The 17,447-nt window shown below is 33.8% G+C and carries 16 protein-coding genes; 7 read left to right on the top strand and 9 right to left on the bottom strand.

Annotated elements, in window-relative coordinates:
* Nucleotides 1-245: 245 nt before the first annotated feature.
* The 7 genes from truB to QLQ95_RS06260 all read right to left on the bottom strand — a co-directional run bounded on the left by truB (nucleotide 246) and on the right by QLQ95_RS06260 (nucleotide 7,061).
* Nucleotides 246-935 carry a tRNA pseudouridine(55) synthase TruB gene (truB, locus tag QLQ95_RS06290; RefSeq protein WP_428237745.1) on the bottom strand — a complete coding sequence of 230 codons (690 nt, stop codon included), beginning with the start codon at nucleotides 933-935 and terminating at the stop codon, nucleotides 246-248.
* Nucleotides 935-1,732: an undecaprenyl-diphosphate phosphatase gene (locus tag QLQ95_RS06285; RefSeq protein ID WP_095928299.1), complete on the bottom strand. Its 798-nt coding sequence runs from the start codon at nucleotides 1,730-1,732 to the stop codon at nucleotides 935-937. The genes truB and QLQ95_RS06285 overlap by 1 nt, the downstream gene beginning before the upstream one ends.
* 89 nt (nucleotides 1,733-1,821) lie before the next feature.
* Nucleotides 1,822-2,079, bottom strand: coding sequence for a DUF3098 domain-containing protein (locus tag QLQ95_RS06280; protein ID WP_095928298.1), 258 nt, complete (start codon nucleotides 2,077-2,079; stop codon nucleotides 1,822-1,824).
* A gap of 83 nt (nucleotides 2,080-2,162) precedes the next feature.
* Nucleotides 2,163-3,038 carry a cell division protein FtsX gene (locus QLQ95_RS06275; protein ID WP_095928297.1) on the bottom strand — a complete coding sequence of 292 codons (876 nt, stop codon included), beginning with the start codon at nucleotides 3,036-3,038 and terminating at the stop codon, nucleotides 2,163-2,165.
* 281 nt (nucleotides 3,039-3,319) lie between these two features.
* Nucleotides 3,320-3,910 carry a molybdopterin-binding protein gene (locus tag QLQ95_RS06270; RefSeq protein ID WP_482503078.1) on the bottom strand — a complete coding sequence of 197 codons (591 nt, stop codon included), beginning with the start codon at nucleotides 3,908-3,910 and terminating at the stop codon, nucleotides 3,320-3,322.
* Nucleotides 3,911-3,922: 12 nt separating this feature from the next.
* Nucleotides 3,923-6,478 carry a TonB-dependent receptor gene (locus tag QLQ95_RS06265; RefSeq protein WP_482503076.1) on the bottom strand — a complete coding sequence of 852 codons (2,556 nt, stop codon included), beginning with the start codon at nucleotides 6,476-6,478 and terminating at the stop codon, nucleotides 3,923-3,925.
* Nucleotides 6,479-6,713: 235 nt separating this feature from the next.
* Entirely contained in the window at nucleotides 6,714-7,061 is a 348-nt protein-coding gene (locus QLQ95_RS06260; protein ID WP_320494179.1) for a winged helix-turn-helix domain-containing protein, read from the bottom strand.
* 250 nt (nucleotides 7,062-7,311) lie between these two features.
* Here QLQ95_RS06260 and leuS point away from each other — a divergent pair, with 250 nt between their 5' ends.
* The 4 genes from leuS to QLQ95_RS06240 all read left to right on the top strand — a co-directional run bounded on the left by leuS (nucleotide 7,312) and on the right by QLQ95_RS06240 (nucleotide 12,648).
* Nucleotides 7,312-10,176 (top strand): leucine--tRNA ligase, encoded by a 2,865-nt coding sequence (leuS, locus tag QLQ95_RS06255; RefSeq protein WP_428237747.1) that lies wholly within the window; start codon nucleotides 7,312-7,314, stop codon nucleotides 10,174-10,176.
* Nucleotides 10,177-10,740: 564 nt separating this feature from the next.
* Nucleotides 10,741-11,586, top strand: a complete 846-nt coding sequence (locus tag QLQ95_RS06250) for an alpha/beta fold hydrolase (RefSeq protein ID WP_482503074.1) — start codon at nucleotides 10,741-10,743, stop codon at nucleotides 11,584-11,586.
* Between the two features lie 5 nt (nucleotides 11,587-11,591).
* Complete coding sequence (locus QLQ95_RS06245) at nucleotides 11,592-12,065, top strand: RNA polymerase sigma factor (RefSeq protein WP_248728467.1); 474 nt, start codon at nucleotides 11,592-11,594, stop codon at nucleotides 12,063-12,065.
* Nucleotides 12,052-12,648 (top strand): hypothetical protein, encoded by a 597-nt coding sequence (locus QLQ95_RS06240; RefSeq protein ID WP_320494175.1) that lies wholly within the window; start codon nucleotides 12,052-12,054, stop codon nucleotides 12,646-12,648. The genes QLQ95_RS06245 and QLQ95_RS06240 overlap by 14 nt, the downstream gene beginning before the upstream one ends.
* Nucleotides 12,649-12,722: 74 nt before the next feature.
* Here the strand turns inward: QLQ95_RS06240 and QLQ95_RS06235 are convergent, their stop codons facing one another.
* On the bottom strand, nucleotides 12,723-13,124 hold the full coding sequence (locus QLQ95_RS06235; RefSeq protein ID WP_095928290.1) for an MmpS family transport accessory protein: 402 nt from the start codon (nucleotides 13,122-13,124) through the stop codon (nucleotides 12,723-12,725).
* Between the two features lie 167 nt (nucleotides 13,125-13,291).
* Between QLQ95_RS06235 and QLQ95_RS06230 the strand changes: the two genes are divergently transcribed.
* The 3 genes from QLQ95_RS06230 (at nucleotide 13,292) to QLQ95_RS06220 (ending at nucleotide 16,714) form a co-directional block, all read left to right on the top strand.
* Entirely contained in the window at nucleotides 13,292-15,304 is a 2,013-nt protein-coding gene (locus QLQ95_RS06230) for a histidine kinase (RefSeq protein WP_482503071.1), read from the top strand.
* The gene (locus QLQ95_RS06225; protein WP_482503069.1) at nucleotides 15,294-15,923 is read left to right on the top strand and encodes a response regulator; all 630 of its coding nucleotides are present in this window, start codon (nucleotides 15,294-15,296) and stop codon (nucleotides 15,921-15,923) included. Before QLQ95_RS06230 ends, QLQ95_RS06225 begins: the two co-directional genes overlap by 11 nt.
* Before the next feature lie 104 nt (nucleotides 15,924-16,027).
* Nucleotides 16,028-16,714 (top strand): zinc metallopeptidase, encoded by a 687-nt coding sequence (locus QLQ95_RS06220; protein ID WP_095928287.1) that lies wholly within the window; start codon nucleotides 16,028-16,030, stop codon nucleotides 16,712-16,714.
* A 220-nt stretch (nucleotides 16,715-16,934) separates the two neighbouring features.
* On the opposite strand, the gene QLQ95_RS06215 is transcribed toward QLQ95_RS06220, so the two are convergent.
* Nucleotides 16,935-17,405, bottom strand: coding sequence for an Lrp/AsnC family transcriptional regulator (locus QLQ95_RS06215; RefSeq protein WP_095928286.1), 471 nt, complete (start codon nucleotides 17,403-17,405; stop codon nucleotides 16,935-16,937).
* Nucleotides 17,406-17,447 lie beyond the last annotated feature (42 nt).

Raw genomic sequence — 17,447 nt, 5'->3', positions numbered from 1 at the left:
GTAACCCACTTCTATTATAACTTTCAGATTTACTCTTTTTATTGGTGTTTTATTTATTGTCCAACAATTAAAATACACTATTATGAAAAAGTTATTCGAAAGGTTTTATGATTTCTTTTCTAAATTTCTATTTGGAGGGAAGAATGTGCCTCACTATTAAACAAAGATAAGTATGAGATAATTTTACTTGTTTTTAGGAGCTTGGCACATTACTTTTCAAATTGTAATGTGCTTTTTGTTTTTGATTATTTAAGACTTTCTTCAAATAATGTAATATCAATAGCATTTTTCACATCATAATCGCCAATTTTAGTTCGGCGTAAAACAGTTAAATGTGAACCTGAATTCATTGCTTTTCCGAAATCATAAGCCAGAGAGCGAATGTAAGTTCCTTTAGAGCAAACTACTCTAAAATCTATTTCAGGCAATGCAATTCTTGTAATTTCAAATTCGTGAATCGTAGTTTTTCTGCTTTCGATTTCGATAGATTCTCCAGCACGAGCGTGTTCGTACAAACGAACGCCGTCTTTTTTAATAGCCGAGAAAATAGGCGGTTTCTGATCGATTTCGCCTAAAAATTGTTTTACCGTTTCATGAATCAAAGCTTCATCGATATGATCGGTTGGAAAAGTCTGATCGATTTCGGTTTCCAAATCATAAGATGGAGTAGTGGCACCTATATAAAACGTACCCGTATATTCTTTTGCCTGACCTTGAAGTTCTGAAATTCTTTTAGTGAATTTTCCTGTACAGATTAATAAAAGTCCAGTTGCTAAAGGATCTAAAGTTCCTGCGTGACCAATTTTGAACTTTTTTGGAAGTCCAACTTTATTAATTAAAAGGTATTTTAATTTATTGACAGCTTGAAATGAGCTCCATTTTAAAGGTTTATCTATCAATAAAACCTGTCCTTCTAGATATTCTTCAGGTGTCATTATATAATCGTAAGCGGATGAATAAAAAAGTGAATCAATAATAAAATGATTCCGGCAATAATTCGATAGTAACCAAAAACTTTGAATCCGTTTTTAGTCAAAAATCCGATGAAAGTTTTAATCGCTAAAAGCGCTACAGCAAAAGCAACAATATTCCCAATAACCAACATGTTTACTTGGTCGTGAGATAATTCAAAACCAGCTTTGTAATAATCGTAGCATTTTTTGGCTGTTGCTCCCAACATAGTAGGAACGGCTAAGAAAAATGAAAATTCTGCAGCTGTCGTTCTTGATAATTTTTGAGACATTCCCCCAACGATACTAGCTCCGCTTCGAGAAACTCCAGGAATCATAGCAATACATTGAAACAATCCGATTTTGAAAGCTTGTAAATAACTGATTTCTTGAGAGGTTTCAGCTGTATTTGGATTGTTAAACCATTCGTCAACTTTCAATAAAATAATTCCACCGATTAAAAGTGAAATTGCGACAGTTACCGGATTTTCTAATAAGCCATCAATAAAATCGCTTAATAATAATCCTAAAACAACTGCTGGAATAAAAGCAACAAGAAGTTTAAAGTAAAAATCAAAAGTTTGAAAGAAACGTTTGAAGTATAAAATAACAACGGAAAGTATTGCGCCAAGCTGAATTACAATAGTAAAAAGTTTAGTGAAATCGTCATGAGCGATTCCAAAAAAAGAAGAGGCAATAATCATGTGACCTGTAGAAGAAACAGGCAAAAACTCTGTAATTCCTTCAATAATAGCAAGAACAATAGCTTGTAGTGTATTCATTTAAAATTTTAGATTTCAGATTTTAGATTTCAGATTGTCACCCTGAGCGAAGTCGAGGTGCGTTCCAATTGGAAATCTATAAATCTTTATTATTTAGATTTTTTGAATATAGAATAAATCGTGATTCCGAAACCGATTAAAACAGTTGTCGGTGCTAAACGAATACGTCTAAAGTTAAAAATATCTTCGTTAAAAACATTTGGATCTTTACTTCCTCCGCCAGACATTAAAATAAATCCTAGCGCAATTACAGCAATACCAATCAATAAAATTTTATAATTGATGCTGTCAAAAAGGAATTCTTGTTTTTGAACTTGTTGTTCTTCTTTATTATTGTTGTTTTTCATTTTTATATGTTTGTCAGCCTGAGCGAAGTCGAAGGCATTTTTTTTAAATCTAAAATCTGCAATCTAAAATCTGCAATCCAAAATTAATAAAGATCGTCGGTTCTTAAATTCAAGAAACGTTGTGTTGCAAAATGCGTGCTAACCCAAGTAATTAAAACTCCTAATCCGAAAACGGCAACCAAGACTAAACCAGTTAAAGCTTTGTCTTCTAGAATTCCTAAACCAGGGAAATTAGTATCTACGTAAAGCAACAATGCTATTAAAGCAATAATGGCCAAACCTGCGCCCAGCATTCCAAGTTTTACACTTCGCATTACAAAAGGTTTACGGATAAACGCTTTTGTCGCTCCAACCATTTGCATGGTTTTGATAATAAAACGATTTGAATGTATAGATAAACGTAGCGAACTGTTGATTAATAAAACAGCAATTACAGTCAAGAAACCGCTGATAATCAAAATCCACATACTTACTTTTCTGATGTTGTCATTTACCAGATTTACCAATTGTTTGTCGTAAACAATATCTGAAATCATAGTATTTTTGCGGAAGTTACTTTCGATCTTAACGATGCTGTCTCTTTCTACGTAATCTGCTTTTAAGTGAATATCGTATGAATTCAATAATGGATTTTCTCCCAAAAAGGTTAAAAAGTCTTCTCCAATGATGTCAGTATGGTCTTTTGCCGCTTTTTCTTTGGTTACATAAACAAAAGATCTCGCAAAAGGAGCTCTTTTAAGTTCTGTATTAAATGCTTTGATAACACTGTCGTTTGCTTCGTTTTTAAAGAAAACCGTCATAGCGATTTTTTCTTTAAAATCGTCCGCCAGCTGTTTAGAATTAATAATGAATAATCCTAGTACTCCCAAAAGGAATAAAACCAAGAATACACTTAATACTACCGAAAAATAAGAGGAAATTAACCTGCGTTTTTGAAATTTATCAAAGTTAGAACTCATAGTTTGCTTAAATTATGTGGTAAAAATAATAAAGAATTTCTTTATTTAAAGTTAATAACAAACTTTTATACTTAAAAGTACAATTTAAATCTTGAATAAATTTGTGTTTAACCGCAAAGCACGCTAAGATTTTTTAATATTTGACTTTATAACAACGCAAAGTTCGCAAAGCTTTGTATTGATGAAGCCTTGCGAACTTTGCGTTTGTAAATATATCTTTTGGTTAAAAACTTAGCGTGCTTTGCGGTTAAAAATCTTAGTAACTCAGAATCTCAGAGCCTTTACTTAACCTTATAAACTTCAATGCTTTTTAACCAATATACGTGGCGTGGTCCAGTTCTGAAATCATTGCTGCAAATCGCAATTATCTCTCCGTTTTTAACTGGTTTTCCATTTTCTTCAAAAAGGATATAAGCATTTTCTCCCGTCGGATTATTGAAAAGTTCTGCCCATGAAAAAGTAGCTTTGTAATCATCTGAAGCTCTTGCTACGATATAGAAGTTTCGGTCTTTATGATCTTCCTGCTTGATTTTGGCTTTTTCGAGAATATCTTTCAAAAGAACGCCTTTACAAGCTTTAATTACTCTTTTTACTTCTCCATTTTTTCCAGTAATTTTAAAATTGTCAAGGGTAACAACTTTCATTTTTTTAAGAGAATCGACTGTTAATTGTAGCGGAAATTCAACCTCGCCTTTTACGTCAATTTGACGATTGACTAATTTAAAGCTGTCTTCTGCCGTAAGCGTTCCATGTTCATGTTTTTTAGTTTCAGAAGTTTTTTCAGTTGAAATTTTTTCTTCTTTTTTAGATGAATTGCACATGGAGCATGAAAATGCAATAAAAAGAACGAGAATGTAATTTTGTGTTTTCATAAGAGTTGTGATTTAAATTTTACTGCTTTCCCAAACAAGTGACAAATAATATAATCCGCCAATTGATGATCCGCCGAGAATTGAAGTGTAGGGTTTGTTAAGAATATTTGTTTCGCCCAATTTTGCCGAAATTCCTTTTTTGAAAGCATAATTTACCTGAGCGTCCATTGTCCAATATGCAGGAACGGTTCCGCTGACTAGAAAAGAAACATAATCAAAATTATTTTGATAACGTGCAGTAACACTCGCTCCGAGATTTTTCCAGATATTTTGGGCAATCAAAGTTCCGTTTACATTAAATTCGGGTGTATTGAAACCGTCTTCCAAGCCATCTTTATCATCGGTTCTATCCAATTTGGTATAAGTTAAATTGGTAAGTGCACTAAAAGTGTTGTCAAAACGGTATTTCAAACCTAAACTTCCGCCATAATTGTAAATTTTACTTTTAGAATTGGTCCAAAGTCTGTAGCGATTTTGAGTGTTTTTTGAATATAAAGCAGTCGGAATCAAGTTTGGATCTGTTGTATTCGGAATGCTGGCTTCAACTTGTGCGATGAAATTTTTATAAGAGTTATAATAGAAATCGGCATCAATAAAAAGGTTTCTATTTAAAGTTATTCCTCTAAAACCAACTTCAAACGATTTGACAAATTCGGGTTCTAAATAGGTGTATGGATTTTTTTGAATCGTATTTTTATTTTTTTCGATAGCCTGCACTTGAGTCAAGCCATTTGTGTTAACATCTGTATTTACCTGCGCCTGAAATTTATCAATTGAAGCTTTGGTATAAGAGTTTTCGAAAATTCCGTCAGACATAATTCGAAGTCCGCCCACACGTTTTACGCCGCCTGAATTTACATTCGAAAACCCTTCAAAAATACTCGGAAAACGATACCCGTTTTGATACGAAGCTCTAAAGTTTAAACTTTCTTTTGGTGAATAAACTGCTGTGAACTGAGGCGTAAATTTCGCTTCAAAATAATCCGCTTTGTCCATTCTAATAGTTGCACCCAATCTTAATTTATCTGAGAAAAAATCTTTGGTTAATTGCGTGAAAGCACCAGTTTTTTGATACGTCAGATTTTCGTCAGCATGAACGGGATTAATAAAATAGTTTCCGTCGGGAACAATAATGTAATTTCTGTAATCGACACCGCTCAAAAGTTTCGCATCAATTTTTTCGAAAAAAGAAACAAAAGTTTTATCCCAATTTATCAATCCTTCGCCATGAACCAAAGTCGATTTAACTCTCAGAGCGGCACCAATATCCCAATTATTAATATTAATCAATTCGTTTTTCTTTTGTTCGTAAGTTTCCGTTCCGGGCAAAAATCTTCCTGCATCAGATTGCGTTCTGGCAATCCTGTGTGCGTCAGCAACGCTTGCTCCGCCTGTAAAAGCATTTTTATAAGCTGTGCTGTAATCGGCAAACCATCTATCATCCGATTTATAAGCGCGATCCATATTTTCTGCCAGCGAACGCATGTTGTATGAATCGCCAGTATTTTCGGTTGTTGCATAAGCTTTTACCTGAAAAAAGGGAGTATGATAATCGGCAGAAAATTGATTTAAAGTATAATTGTCTAATCTAAATCGGTTGGAACGCTGATAAATAGTATTGATTAAAGCTGTTTTGTAAGTCAGAGAAAGTTCGTGATCTTTTTTTGGTCTAAAATAGAATCCGAAATCAGCTTTGTAATTTTTGATTTCGTAGTCTGAAATATCCGTTTCGCGATAACCTGTTCTGGCAACAACATAATTTTTGCCATTTAAATTCAACGTTTTTCGATTGGCGGATTCGTTTCCGTAGCCGTTTACTTCATCATACGCTGGATTATCTGCACCAAATAAACCTGTCGAAGCATTAGCATTTGGAGCCAAATCAGTTCTGTCATCTGCAACCCAGTCTGTTCCGCCTGTAGTTGATGCATTGATTTTAAACGCTAATTTTTCATTGAAAGCTTTAGCCAATCTTAAATTAAACTGCGAATATACTTTCGGTGAAAACCGATCAATATTCCCTACATGATTTACGCCAGTTAATTGTTGAATGGCGATTCCCTGATATTCAAAAGGATTTTTGGTCTGAATATTGGCTAAACCATTAATCGCATTCATTCCATACAAAGCGGCTGCAGTTCCGGGGATGATTTCGATTTTATCAATATCCAAATCATTTGCGCCCAAAGCGTTTGCAATTGGAGCGCCCAAATGTGGAGCCTGATTATCGATTCCGTCTACCAATTGAGCAAATCTTACATTGGTAGAATTGGCAAAACCTCTTGTATTTATAACCTTAAAGCCTAAACTTGGCGTGATAATCTGGACGCCTTTTACATTTTCGAGCGCTTCGTAAATACTTGGCGATCCCATAATTTTGGCTTCCGCCGATTTTATTTGCTCGATACTAATTGGCGAATGCATTAATTTTTCAGAACGACGAGAGGCTGTAATGACAATTTCATTTAGTTCTTCTTTTTTAATGCTGTCTTGTGTTTTCGAATTTTGGACTTGAGAAAAACTTTTCAGGCTTATAAAAACAAAGAATAAATACAGTTTTTGGTTCATGGGTTTTGGCTGTTAAATTCAGTATGTTTTAAAATGAATACTGATGGTTAAAAAAAAAGTCGGTTTGGTTGGTTATTTTTTTAAACACATAGAAACATAGGTTTTTTTATCCTCAAAAGATTGTAAAAAAAGAAACTAGATTCTAAAACATAGATTTGCTATGTGTATTTGAATTAAGTGAAACGCCTTTTTACGATTGCTAAAGCTATGTTTCTATGTGGTTAAATATTTGTTTTTAAAACTTCAAATTCTGAGTTTCTTTTTGAGCAAACTCTTTAATACGTTTTTCAACTTCATAAAAAACAGCAATAGCTGTTTCTCCAGCTTCTGTTAATCGCGCACCTCCGCCACCTTTTCCTCCAAGAAGTTTTTCAACTAATGGACTTTCGGCACGCTGATTCATTTCTTCGACCAATTGCCAAGCTTGACGATATGCCATTTTCATTTCTTTTGCAGCATTGGTAATCGATCCCGTTTTCTTGATGTTTTCAAGAAGCCAGATTTTGCCAATGCCAAGAAATGCGCCTTCAGCTTCCTCAATCCAAACACGAACTTCAACATTGTATTTTTTACTGTCGGCCATTTTAATTTTTTAAATGCTATTCAAAAATAATTCTTTTCTGATAAAAATATTCTGTCTTTGCTATATATTTTCTAAGTATTAAAATGTAAATATAAGTATTTTTACGTAATTAAAAATACGTATTTTGTTATTTTATTTGTTTGTCAGTGAAATAGCTTTGCTACAATGCGCAATAAATGTAAATTTGCGGCTAAATTAATTTAGTGAAAAGCTTAGAACCTTAGTAACTTAGAATCTTAGTCACTTAGAAATGAAGTACAATCCAAACGAAATTGAAGCCAAATGGCAAAAATATTGGGCAGAAAATCAAACTTTTGCAGCAAAGAATAACTCTGAAAAACCGAAACATTATGTTCTCGATATGTTTCCTTATCCGTCTGGAGCAGGACTTCACGTTGGGCACCCACTTGGTTATATAGCTTCAGATGTATATTCTCGTTTTAAAAGACATCAAGGTTTCAATGTTTTGCACCCAATGGGATACGATAGTTTCGGATTGCCAGCAGAACAATATGCGATTCAGACTGGACAACGTCCAGAAGATACAACGCGCGTAAATATTGATGGTGGAGTAGACAAAGAAGGAAAACAAATTGCGGGTTACAGGAAACAATTAGACAAAATCGGATTCTCATTTGATTGGGCTCGTGAAGTACGTACATCAAATCCTGATTATTACAAACATACACAATGGATTTTTATCCAATTGTTCAACTCTTGGTATTGCAGAAAACAAGGACAGGCTTTTGATATTTCAGAGCTTGTAACTGTTTTTGAAGAAAGCGGAAATGCATTGGTTGAAGCAGTTTGCGACGATAATGTTACGATTTTTACGGCTGATGAATGGAAATCTTACTCTGACGATCAAAAAGAAAAAATCTTGTTGCAATACAGAATGACGTATTTGGCAGAAACCGAAGTAAACTGGTGTCCAGGCTTAGGAACTGTTTTGGCAAACGACGAAATTGTAAACGGAGTTTCAGAACGTGGAGGTTTTCCTGTTATAAGAAAAAAAATGACACAATGGAGTATGCGAATTTCTGCTTATGCCGAGCGCTTACTTCAAGGTTTAAATGATATTGACTGGAGTGAGTCTATCAAAGAATCTCAAAGAAACTGGATCGGGAAATCGGTTGGGGCTTTGGTAACTTTTAATGTGAAAAATCACGATGAAGTAATCGAAGTATTTACAACAAGACCTGATACTATTTTCGGAGTTACTTTTATGACTTTGGCACCAGAACATGATTTGGTTGCTAAAATTACAACTCCAGAGCAAAAAGAAGCTGTTGAAGCTTATATCGAAAAAACAGCAAAACGTTCGGAGCGTGAGCGTATGGCCGATGTAAAAACCATTTCTGGAGTATTTACAGGAGCTTATGCAAAACATCCTTTTACAAAAGAAGCTATTCCGGTTTGGATTGGTGATTATGTTTTAGCTGGTTACGGAACTGGTGCTGTAATGGCGGTTCCTTGCGGAGACGAAAGAGATTATGCTTTCGCTAATTTCTTTAAAGGTCAGAGCGGAATGCAGGAAATCAAAAATATCTTCGCTAATGTTGATATTTCTGAAGCTGCATATGGATCAAAAGACAATGTTGAAATCGCAGCTTCTGATTTCTTAAATGGATTAAACTACAAAGATGCGACGGCAAAAGCGATTTATAAGTTAGAAGAAATCGGACAAGGAAAAGGAAAAACAAATTACCGTTTGCGTGATGCTGTTTTCTCTCGTCAGCGTTATTGGGGCGAACCATTCCCAGTTTATTACGTGAATGGATTACCTAAAATGATCGATACGCAGCACTTGCCAATTATTTTACCAGAAGTAGAGAAATATTTACCAACAGAAGACGGATTGCCACCATTAGGAAACGCGGCTGTGTGGGCTTGGGATACAAAGCAAAATAAAGTTGTTAATACAGACTTAGTTGACAATGTTTCGATTTTTCCTTTAGAATTGAACACTATGCCAGGTTGGGCGGGAAGTTCATGGTACTGGATGCGTTATATGGATGCTCATAATGAAAATGAATTTGCAAGCAAAGAGGCTTTGGCTTACTGGGAAAATGTAGATTTATATATTGGCGGAAGCGAACACGCAACAGGTCACTTATTGTATTCTCGTTTCTGGAACAAATTCTTAAAAGACAAAGGTTTTGCTCCAACCGAAGAGCCATTCAAAAAACTGATTAATCAGGGAATGATTTTAGGTACAACGGCTTATGTTTACAGATTGGAAGGAACAAATACTTTTGTATCTAAAAATAAAATTGAAGGTCAAAATGTACAGCCAATTCGCGTTGATGTTCATTTTGTTAATTCTTCAGATGAATTAAATATCGAAAAGTTCAAAGCTTGGAGAGAAGATTTCAATACAGCAGAATTTATTTTTGATGAAAACGGAAAATACATTGTTGGTCGTGAAGTTGAAAAAATGTCGAAATCATACTACAATGTAGTAACGCCAGATGATATTTGTGCTGAATACGGTGCTGATACATTGCGTTTATACGAAATGTTCTTAGGGCCATTAGAGCAGGCAAAACCTTGGAATACTGCTGGTATTTCTGGAGTATTTGGTTTCTTGAAAAAATTATGGAGATTGTATTTTGATGATAACGGTTTAATCGTAAACAACGACGAACCAACAAAAGACAACTTAAAATCATTGCATAAAACAATCAAAAAAGTAGCAGAAGACATTGAGAATTTCTCTTTCAATACTTCGGTTTCTCAGTTTATGATTTGTGTAAACGAATTGTCTTCTCAAAACTGTCATTCAAGAGCAATCTTAGAGCCATTGGCTATTTTAGTTTCGCCTTATGCACCTCACATTGCTGAAGAATTATGGGCACAGTTAGGACATACAACTTCAATTTCAGAAGTTGCTTTCCCTGCTTTTGATGCAAAACATTTAGTGGAGACTAATAAAGAATATCCAGTTTCTTTCAACGGGAAAATGCGTTTCACAATCGAATTGCCTTTGGATTTAACCAAAGAACAAATCGAAGAAATCGTAATGAAAGACGAAAGAACTCAAAAACACTTAGATGGAAAAACGCCAAACAAAGTGATTATTGTTCCTGGAAAAATTATCAACCTTGTAGGGTAATTATTTTAAAATTTTAATATAAAAAATTCCAAATTCCAATTTTACGATTGGGGTTTGGGATTTTTTTTGTGTTTAATTTTTTGCCACGAATTGCACTAATTTACACGAATTTTTTTTTTTAAAACGCTTAGTTTGTCATCCTGAGGAACGAAGGATCACACGCGAAACTCGACAAAGATTGGCGATTCAGTTTGCGGAGCTTCTTGCGTGGTCTTCGACTTCGCTCAGACTGACAATGCACACAGTTTGTCATCCTTAGGAACAAAGGATCACACCCGAAACTCTACAAAGATTGGCGATTTTGAATGTGGAGCTTCTCGCGAAGATTTCTCCTTCGTCGAAATGACAAGATTGGGAAAAAAACTTCGCGACTTCGCATCTTTGTGAGCAAAAGAAAACTCGCGTTCTTTGCGTAAGCCTTTGTGCCCTTTGCGGTTAAAAACCCACACCAATGTTGGGATTTGAAATTTTTTATAAAAAAAAAATAAAACTTTTGTAACATTTTAATAGTTGTCGTATCAAAAGCATGGATCCGATTTAATTAACAACTTAAAACTATTAAAAATGAAAAAGTATATCATCTTAATTATCGCATTCTTATTCTCAGCATTATGTTTAAATGTTTTTGCGCAAACGAAACAATTTCCGTTTGAAGTTTTAAAAACAGGAAATGGAGATCAGTCTATTATATTTATTCCTGGTTTTGCATCTTCTGGAGATGTTTGGAATGAAACCAGAGTTACATTCGAAAATCAATTTACCTGTTATACCCTTACAATGGCTGGTTTTGCGGGAAGAAAACCACAGCCGAATGCTTCGTTCGAAAACTGGAAAAACGGAATTGCAAATTATATCAAAGAAAATAATATTGAAAAACCAATCTTAATTGGCCACAGTATGGGTGGAGGGTTAGCGCTTGCCATTGCAGCAGATTATCCAGATTTGATCAGTAAAATCGTGGTAGTAGATGCGCTTCCTTGTTTGGCGGTGTTAAGTGATCCTGCTTTTAAATCAAAAATGAATAACGATTGTTCTTCAACTGTAAATCAGATGACAGGAATGACCAATGATCAGTTTTATGATATGCAAAAAAAGACCATGCCAAGACTTTTGGCTGATGTGTCTAAACTAGATATGGTTGTAGATTGGAGTGTAAAATCAGATAGAACAACTTTTGGGCAAATGTATTGTGACTTTTATAATATTGATTTACGAGAAAGAATTGCACAGATTAAATGCCCCGCTTTAATTTTATTAGAATCTTATTTTATAAATTTAAAACCAGCTATAGAAGATCAGTATAAAAATTTGAAAACGGCCAATTTTCAGTACGCCACCAACGGATTGCATTTTATTATGTACGATGATACAGCTTGGTACTTAGAGCAATTAAGCACTTTTTTAAAATAGAAAGAATGGAATTTGAACAAATCTACAAAATGTATTGGGATCGAATTTTCAGGCTTTGCATGGGTTTCGTCAATGATTACGATGCGGCACAAGATTTAACTCAGGAAACTTTTATAATTGTTTGGCAAAAGCTGGAAACCTTTAGAAACGAATCGGCTATTGGAACATGGATTTTTAGAATAGCTTCCAATAACTGTCTAAGGCAGATAGAAAAACAAAAACGTTTTCCGAAATCAGAACTTCCTATTCATCTTTCAGAAGAAAAACAACATTCTATAGAACCTCAGATTCAATTCTTGTATAAATGTATTGCTGAGCTTCCCGAAACCGATCGTATTATTATTTCATTAGAATTGGAAGATATCAAACAAAATGAAATCGCAAAAATTGTCGGACTTTCTGAAGCTAATGTTAGAGTGAAAATTCATAGAATAAAAGAAAAACTGACTCAAAAATTTAAAGAAAATGAACAACGATAATAATATAGATTTTAAAGATTTATGGAAAAAACAATCCGTAAGTCAGCCAGACCTAACCGATTTGCTGGCGCGATTAAGTAAATTTAAAAAAGCGGCTTTACGCAGTTTATGGATGATCAATATTTTGCTTTCGGTAACAAGTGTCTTTATTGTTTTTATTTGGATATATTATCAGCCACAATTTGTTTCGACTAAAATCGGAATTGTGCTTACCATTCTGGCTATGGTCGTTTATGTATTTGTCTATAATAAGTTAATGGACGATTATAAAAACATAGATGCTACACAGGCCAATCAGGAATATCTTCAAAAACTGATTTCGATAAAAAAGAAGCAACAGTTTTTGCAAACCAAAATGATGAGTTTTTACTTTATAGCACTAACACTTGGAATTTGTTTGTATATGTACGAATACGTTAGTAGAATGAGTGCTTTAGGAGCGAGTTTAACGTACGGAATCACTTTGCTTTGGATGTTGTTCAATTGGTTTTACATTCGCCCGAAACAAATTAAAAAACAGCAGGAAAAAATAAATGCTTTAATTGAAAAGTTTGAAGAAGTCAACAATCAATTAAAATCATAAAAAAAAGAAGCTTCGTAAAATCTTACGAAGCTTTCTTTTTACCAAAAACTTAAATCTAAATTCTAAACTAATTTTTAAAGAGGAAAAACGTACGGTGTAAGAGATAATACAATTATTCCGTCGCTATTTGCCGTTGCAGTTAATTCATTCTCTAATTTTCCTCCAATGTAAAGTTTTCCAGTTAAGGTTTGTCCAGCAACTCCACCGTATCCACTTGCGCTCAGTGATGCTCCCATAGATTTTGCTTCAGCAGTAAATTCTTTAGTCCAAGGAAGTTTGGTCATATCTTCATTTAATGCATTACCTCCTTTTTCAAAATAAGTAACTGAAGCTGTTCCTGTATAATTTCCAGTTATTTCATATTTAACATCTCTTGATGCACTTCCTGAACCATTATCATCATTATCGCTGCTGCAAGAAACTGCTGTAAAAGCAAGAGTCATTACAATTGCTAAGGTTTTCAAAATTGATTTCATAATAAAATTCTTTAATTAAAATTCATAACTTAACAAAGTTAGACGCTTATCCTACGGACGGCAATACCTGATAAAATGTATTTTTTATTACCTGATATCAGGTAAAAGCAAGCGATTTTTTTTTGAAAGTCGTTAAGCTTTAATAACTTTGAGTAAATGCCACATTTATGAAGAAACTCTACGCCTTACTCTTTTTTTTATTTTTTACTGCAATTTCCAGTTCGCAAGTAATTCTTTCATTAGATGATGATACGGTTTATATTGACAGTATTGTTAAAATCACAAAAAACACAAAATCCGACAGTGTCAAAAGTTTGAATAGTTTCAGATTGTCAAAACTATTTTTAATGGCTCAAGATGCAGAAAAATCAAAGGAATACCTTGATCAAGCGAATCGTCTAAAAATTAAATTCCCTTTTTTAAAAGACGCTTCTATTTTTTATAATGCGTACAGCTTTATAGAAAAAGGTGATTTGGAAGGTTTTGAAAAAGCTTTACTAGATGCAAACGCGAAACTTAAAAAGTATCGTAATAAAGAAGCCTATAAACTTCGGGCTGTTATACTTCAGAACTACGGCATTATGCAGCAAAGGAAGAATAATGAAAACGCTTATATGAAATTGCTAGTCAACGAAGCGATTCCTATTGCTAAAAAAAGTGGTGATTATGAATTGATAAGCGCTTTAAATAAAGCTGTTGCCATTATTTTTATGAATAATGATGAACGCGAAAAAGCGTCAGAATATCTAGATCAAGCGCAGAAATATATTGAAAGTGCCACGAAAAAATCGGCAACATTAGCGGAGTCTAAGATGGAGACGTATATTATAAATGCAGAAAATTTAGTTGAGTTGAAGCATTTTTATGATGCTAAAGAAATTCTGGACAAAGCTTATGCGACATTAGAAAAATACCCAGAATCTAATCTAAATGATTCTTATTTTTATTCGGAAGGACTTTATTATGCGAAACAAAATAAGCATAATGAGGCATTGCAAAGTTTTGATAAAGGAATTAAATCGGCAGAAAAGCATCATAATGCTATAGCGGTAAATAGATTGAAGTTTGCAGAATATGAAGTGCTCTTTAAACTTAAAAATTATGATAAGGCCAAAAGCAATTTAGAATATTTAATAAAAAACACTCCTTTTATTGTAGACAAGAAAAACTATTATAAAGAGTTGTCAAAAGTTTATAACGCGACCAAAGAATATCCGAAAGCCTATTATTATTCGAATAAATACAATGTTATTAATGATAGTCTAAACGATGCGAAACTGAAAAATGAAATTGTAGAGCTTGAAGCCAAATATAAAAAAGCAGAAAGCGAAAAGAAAATTGGTTTGTTGCAATCTGAAAATGAAAAAGCGGTTTTGCAGGTTAATAATAATCGCTTGAATATGATGCTTTTTGCAGTGCTTTCGTTTGTATTGTTTTTGACTGTTTTGTTTTTGTGGAGCTGGAATAATTATCAGAAAAAAATCAGTTTTCAAAAAGAAGTAAACCATAAACAAGAACTTGAAGCATTAGAAAATCAGCAGAAATTATCTGTTTCAAATGCCTTGATTGAAGGGGAAGAAATCGAACGAAAAAGAATTGCAAGAGATTTGCATGACGGACTCGGAAGTATGCTTTCTGGATTAAAAATTCATTTGAATCTTGCTGAACGTGAAAACAATGAAAACGTTTCTAATATAAACGGAATGCTGAACGATTCGATAAAAGAACTTCGCAATATTTCTCAGAATTTAATGCCCGAAAGTTTAATGAAATTAGGGCTCGAACATGCGCTGAGAGATTTGTGTGCATCGCATTCAACACCAGAAACTGCAATCGAATTTCAGTATTTGATTAAAAAAACAACTTTACCGCAGCATTTTAAAATAATGATTTTCAGGATTATTCAAGAACTTTTAAATAATGCTTTAAAATATGCAAAAGCTTCTCAGATTTTAGTTTCCTGCTCTCAAAATAAAGACGTGTTTTTTATAACGGTTGAAGATAATGGAGTTGGTTTTAATGTAGAATATGCAGAAAAAAGAGATGGAATGGGCTTGCGAAATATAAAAAACCGCGTAGCTTTTTTAAACGGAAAATTAGAAATTGATTCTGTCCTTGATAAAGGGACTTCAACTTATATTGAATTAAAATATAACCCAAATCATGATTATGAAGTATAAAACAGTAATAGTAGACGACCATCCAATTGTGATTTCTGGAATTGATGGCTTACTTTCAGAGTTAGATAATATAGAAATTGTAGAAAAATTCGAATCGGGAATTGCGCTTTTAGATTATATAGAAGACAATAAAGTCGATTTGATTTTAATGGATATTTTTCTTCCCGTTATAAATGGAGTTGATCTGTGTAAAACAATCAAGCAAAAGCATCCTAAAATTGTAATTATAGGCATGAGTAGCCAGTCTGAAAGAAGTTTGGTTATGCAGTTTATCCAGAATGGAGGAAACGGATATATTCTTAAAAATGCTTCTTTTGATGAATTTAAAAACTGTATTTACAAAGCAATTGAGGGCGAAATTGTTTTTAGTGAAGAAGTAAAAACGATAATCAGTCAGCCTTTGTCTGAAGATTTGGAACGAATTCCGGGTTTGAGCCGCAGAGAAAGAGATATTGCATTACTACTTTCGCAAGGAAAGTCGACTCAAGAAATAGCCGATGATTTATTTTTGAGTTTTTTAACCGTTCAAACACATCGACGCAACATTCTTCAGAAATATAAAATGAAAAATGTGGCAGAATTAATTGCTTTTCTGCTTAAAAACAATATGTTGAATTAAGTCAAAAGTGGTAAAATAATGTCAAAATGACATTTTGTTAAAATGGTTCGCAATTTGCAGTTTGTTTTGTAAATTTAAAAATCAATCTAAAAAACATAAAAAAAATGGGATCAGGATATTTAATTATTGCTGGAGCTATCATGCTGTTCAGCTGGCTGGTAAGCTCGCAGCTGAAAAGTAAATTTGAATTGTATTCGAAGTTGCAATTGAGAAACGGAATGAGCGGAAGAGAAATTGCTGAAAAAATGCTTGCCGATAACGGAATCACAGATGTTCGTGTTATTTCGACACCAGGTCAGTTAACAGATCATTATAACCCTTCAGATAAAACAGTGAATTTAAGTGAAGCAGTTTACAACCATCGCAATGCAGCTGCAGCGGCCGTTGCAGCACACGAATGCGGTCACGCCGTACAGCATGCAATAGGTTACGAATGGCTGACTATGCGTTCTAAGTTAGTGCCTATTGTTAGCGTTGCTTCAAATTATGTACAATGGATTTTAATTGCAGGAATTTTAATGATTAAAGTTTTTCCGGGATTATTATTAATCGGAATCATCATTTTTGCTGCAACGACTTTGTTCTCGGTTATTACGCTTCCGGTAGAATATGATGCGAGTAATCGTGCTTTGGCTTGGCTAGAAAACAAACACATGCTTACGCAAGAAGAGCAGGCTGGAGCAAAAGATGCCTTAAAATGGGCGGCAAGAACGTATGTAGTAGCAGCAATTGGTTCAATCGCAACGTTGTTGTACTATATATCAATTTATTCTGGAAGCAGAAGAAATTAATTAATTGAGATAATTAATCAATTAGATAATTTATAGCAAACCCGACAGATTTTTAAAATCTGTCGGGTTTTGTTTTATAATGACTCTTTGATCAATTGTCAGGCTGAGCGAAGTCGAAGCCCTTATGTCTAATTAAGACTTCCACTTCGCTCAGGATGACAGTAGAATATTATTCGTTTTCAAGAATTATCTAATTATCAAATTGACGCATTATCTAATTCTAAAGCTGTATCTGTCTGTCAATCTGCTGATCTAGCGAGATAAAAGTCTCTGTTCTTGAAACCCCTTCAATTGCTTGGATTTTGTTGTTCAAAAGCTGCATTAAATGTTCGTTATCTCGACAGATAATTTTGATCAGAACCGACCAGTTTCCTGTCGTATAATGGCATTCTAAAACTTCGGGTATTTTTCTAAGTTCTTTTACGGCTTCTGAGTTTCTTGAAGCTTTATCCAAATAAACTCCCACAAATGCCATTGTATTGTAACCCAGAACTTTTGGATTTACAGTAAACTTAGAGCCAGAGATTACGCCTGATTGTTCCAGTTTTTTTAATCTCTGATGAATCGCGGCTCCAGAAATTCCGATTTTATTAGCGATTTGCAAAATCGGTTTTCGAGCATCTTCCATTAGGTATCGAAGAATTTCTTTATCGATTCCGTCAATTTCAATTAAGAGGGAGTTGATTTTCATAACTTACAATTTGAAACTATTTTTGTGATTTGGGTTTTGAAT

The organism is Flavobacterium sp. B330r (assembly GCF_056824325.1).
The sequence above is the reverse complement of the archived record's forward strand: the minus strand, read 5'-3'. Positions and strand labels throughout refer to the sequence as shown.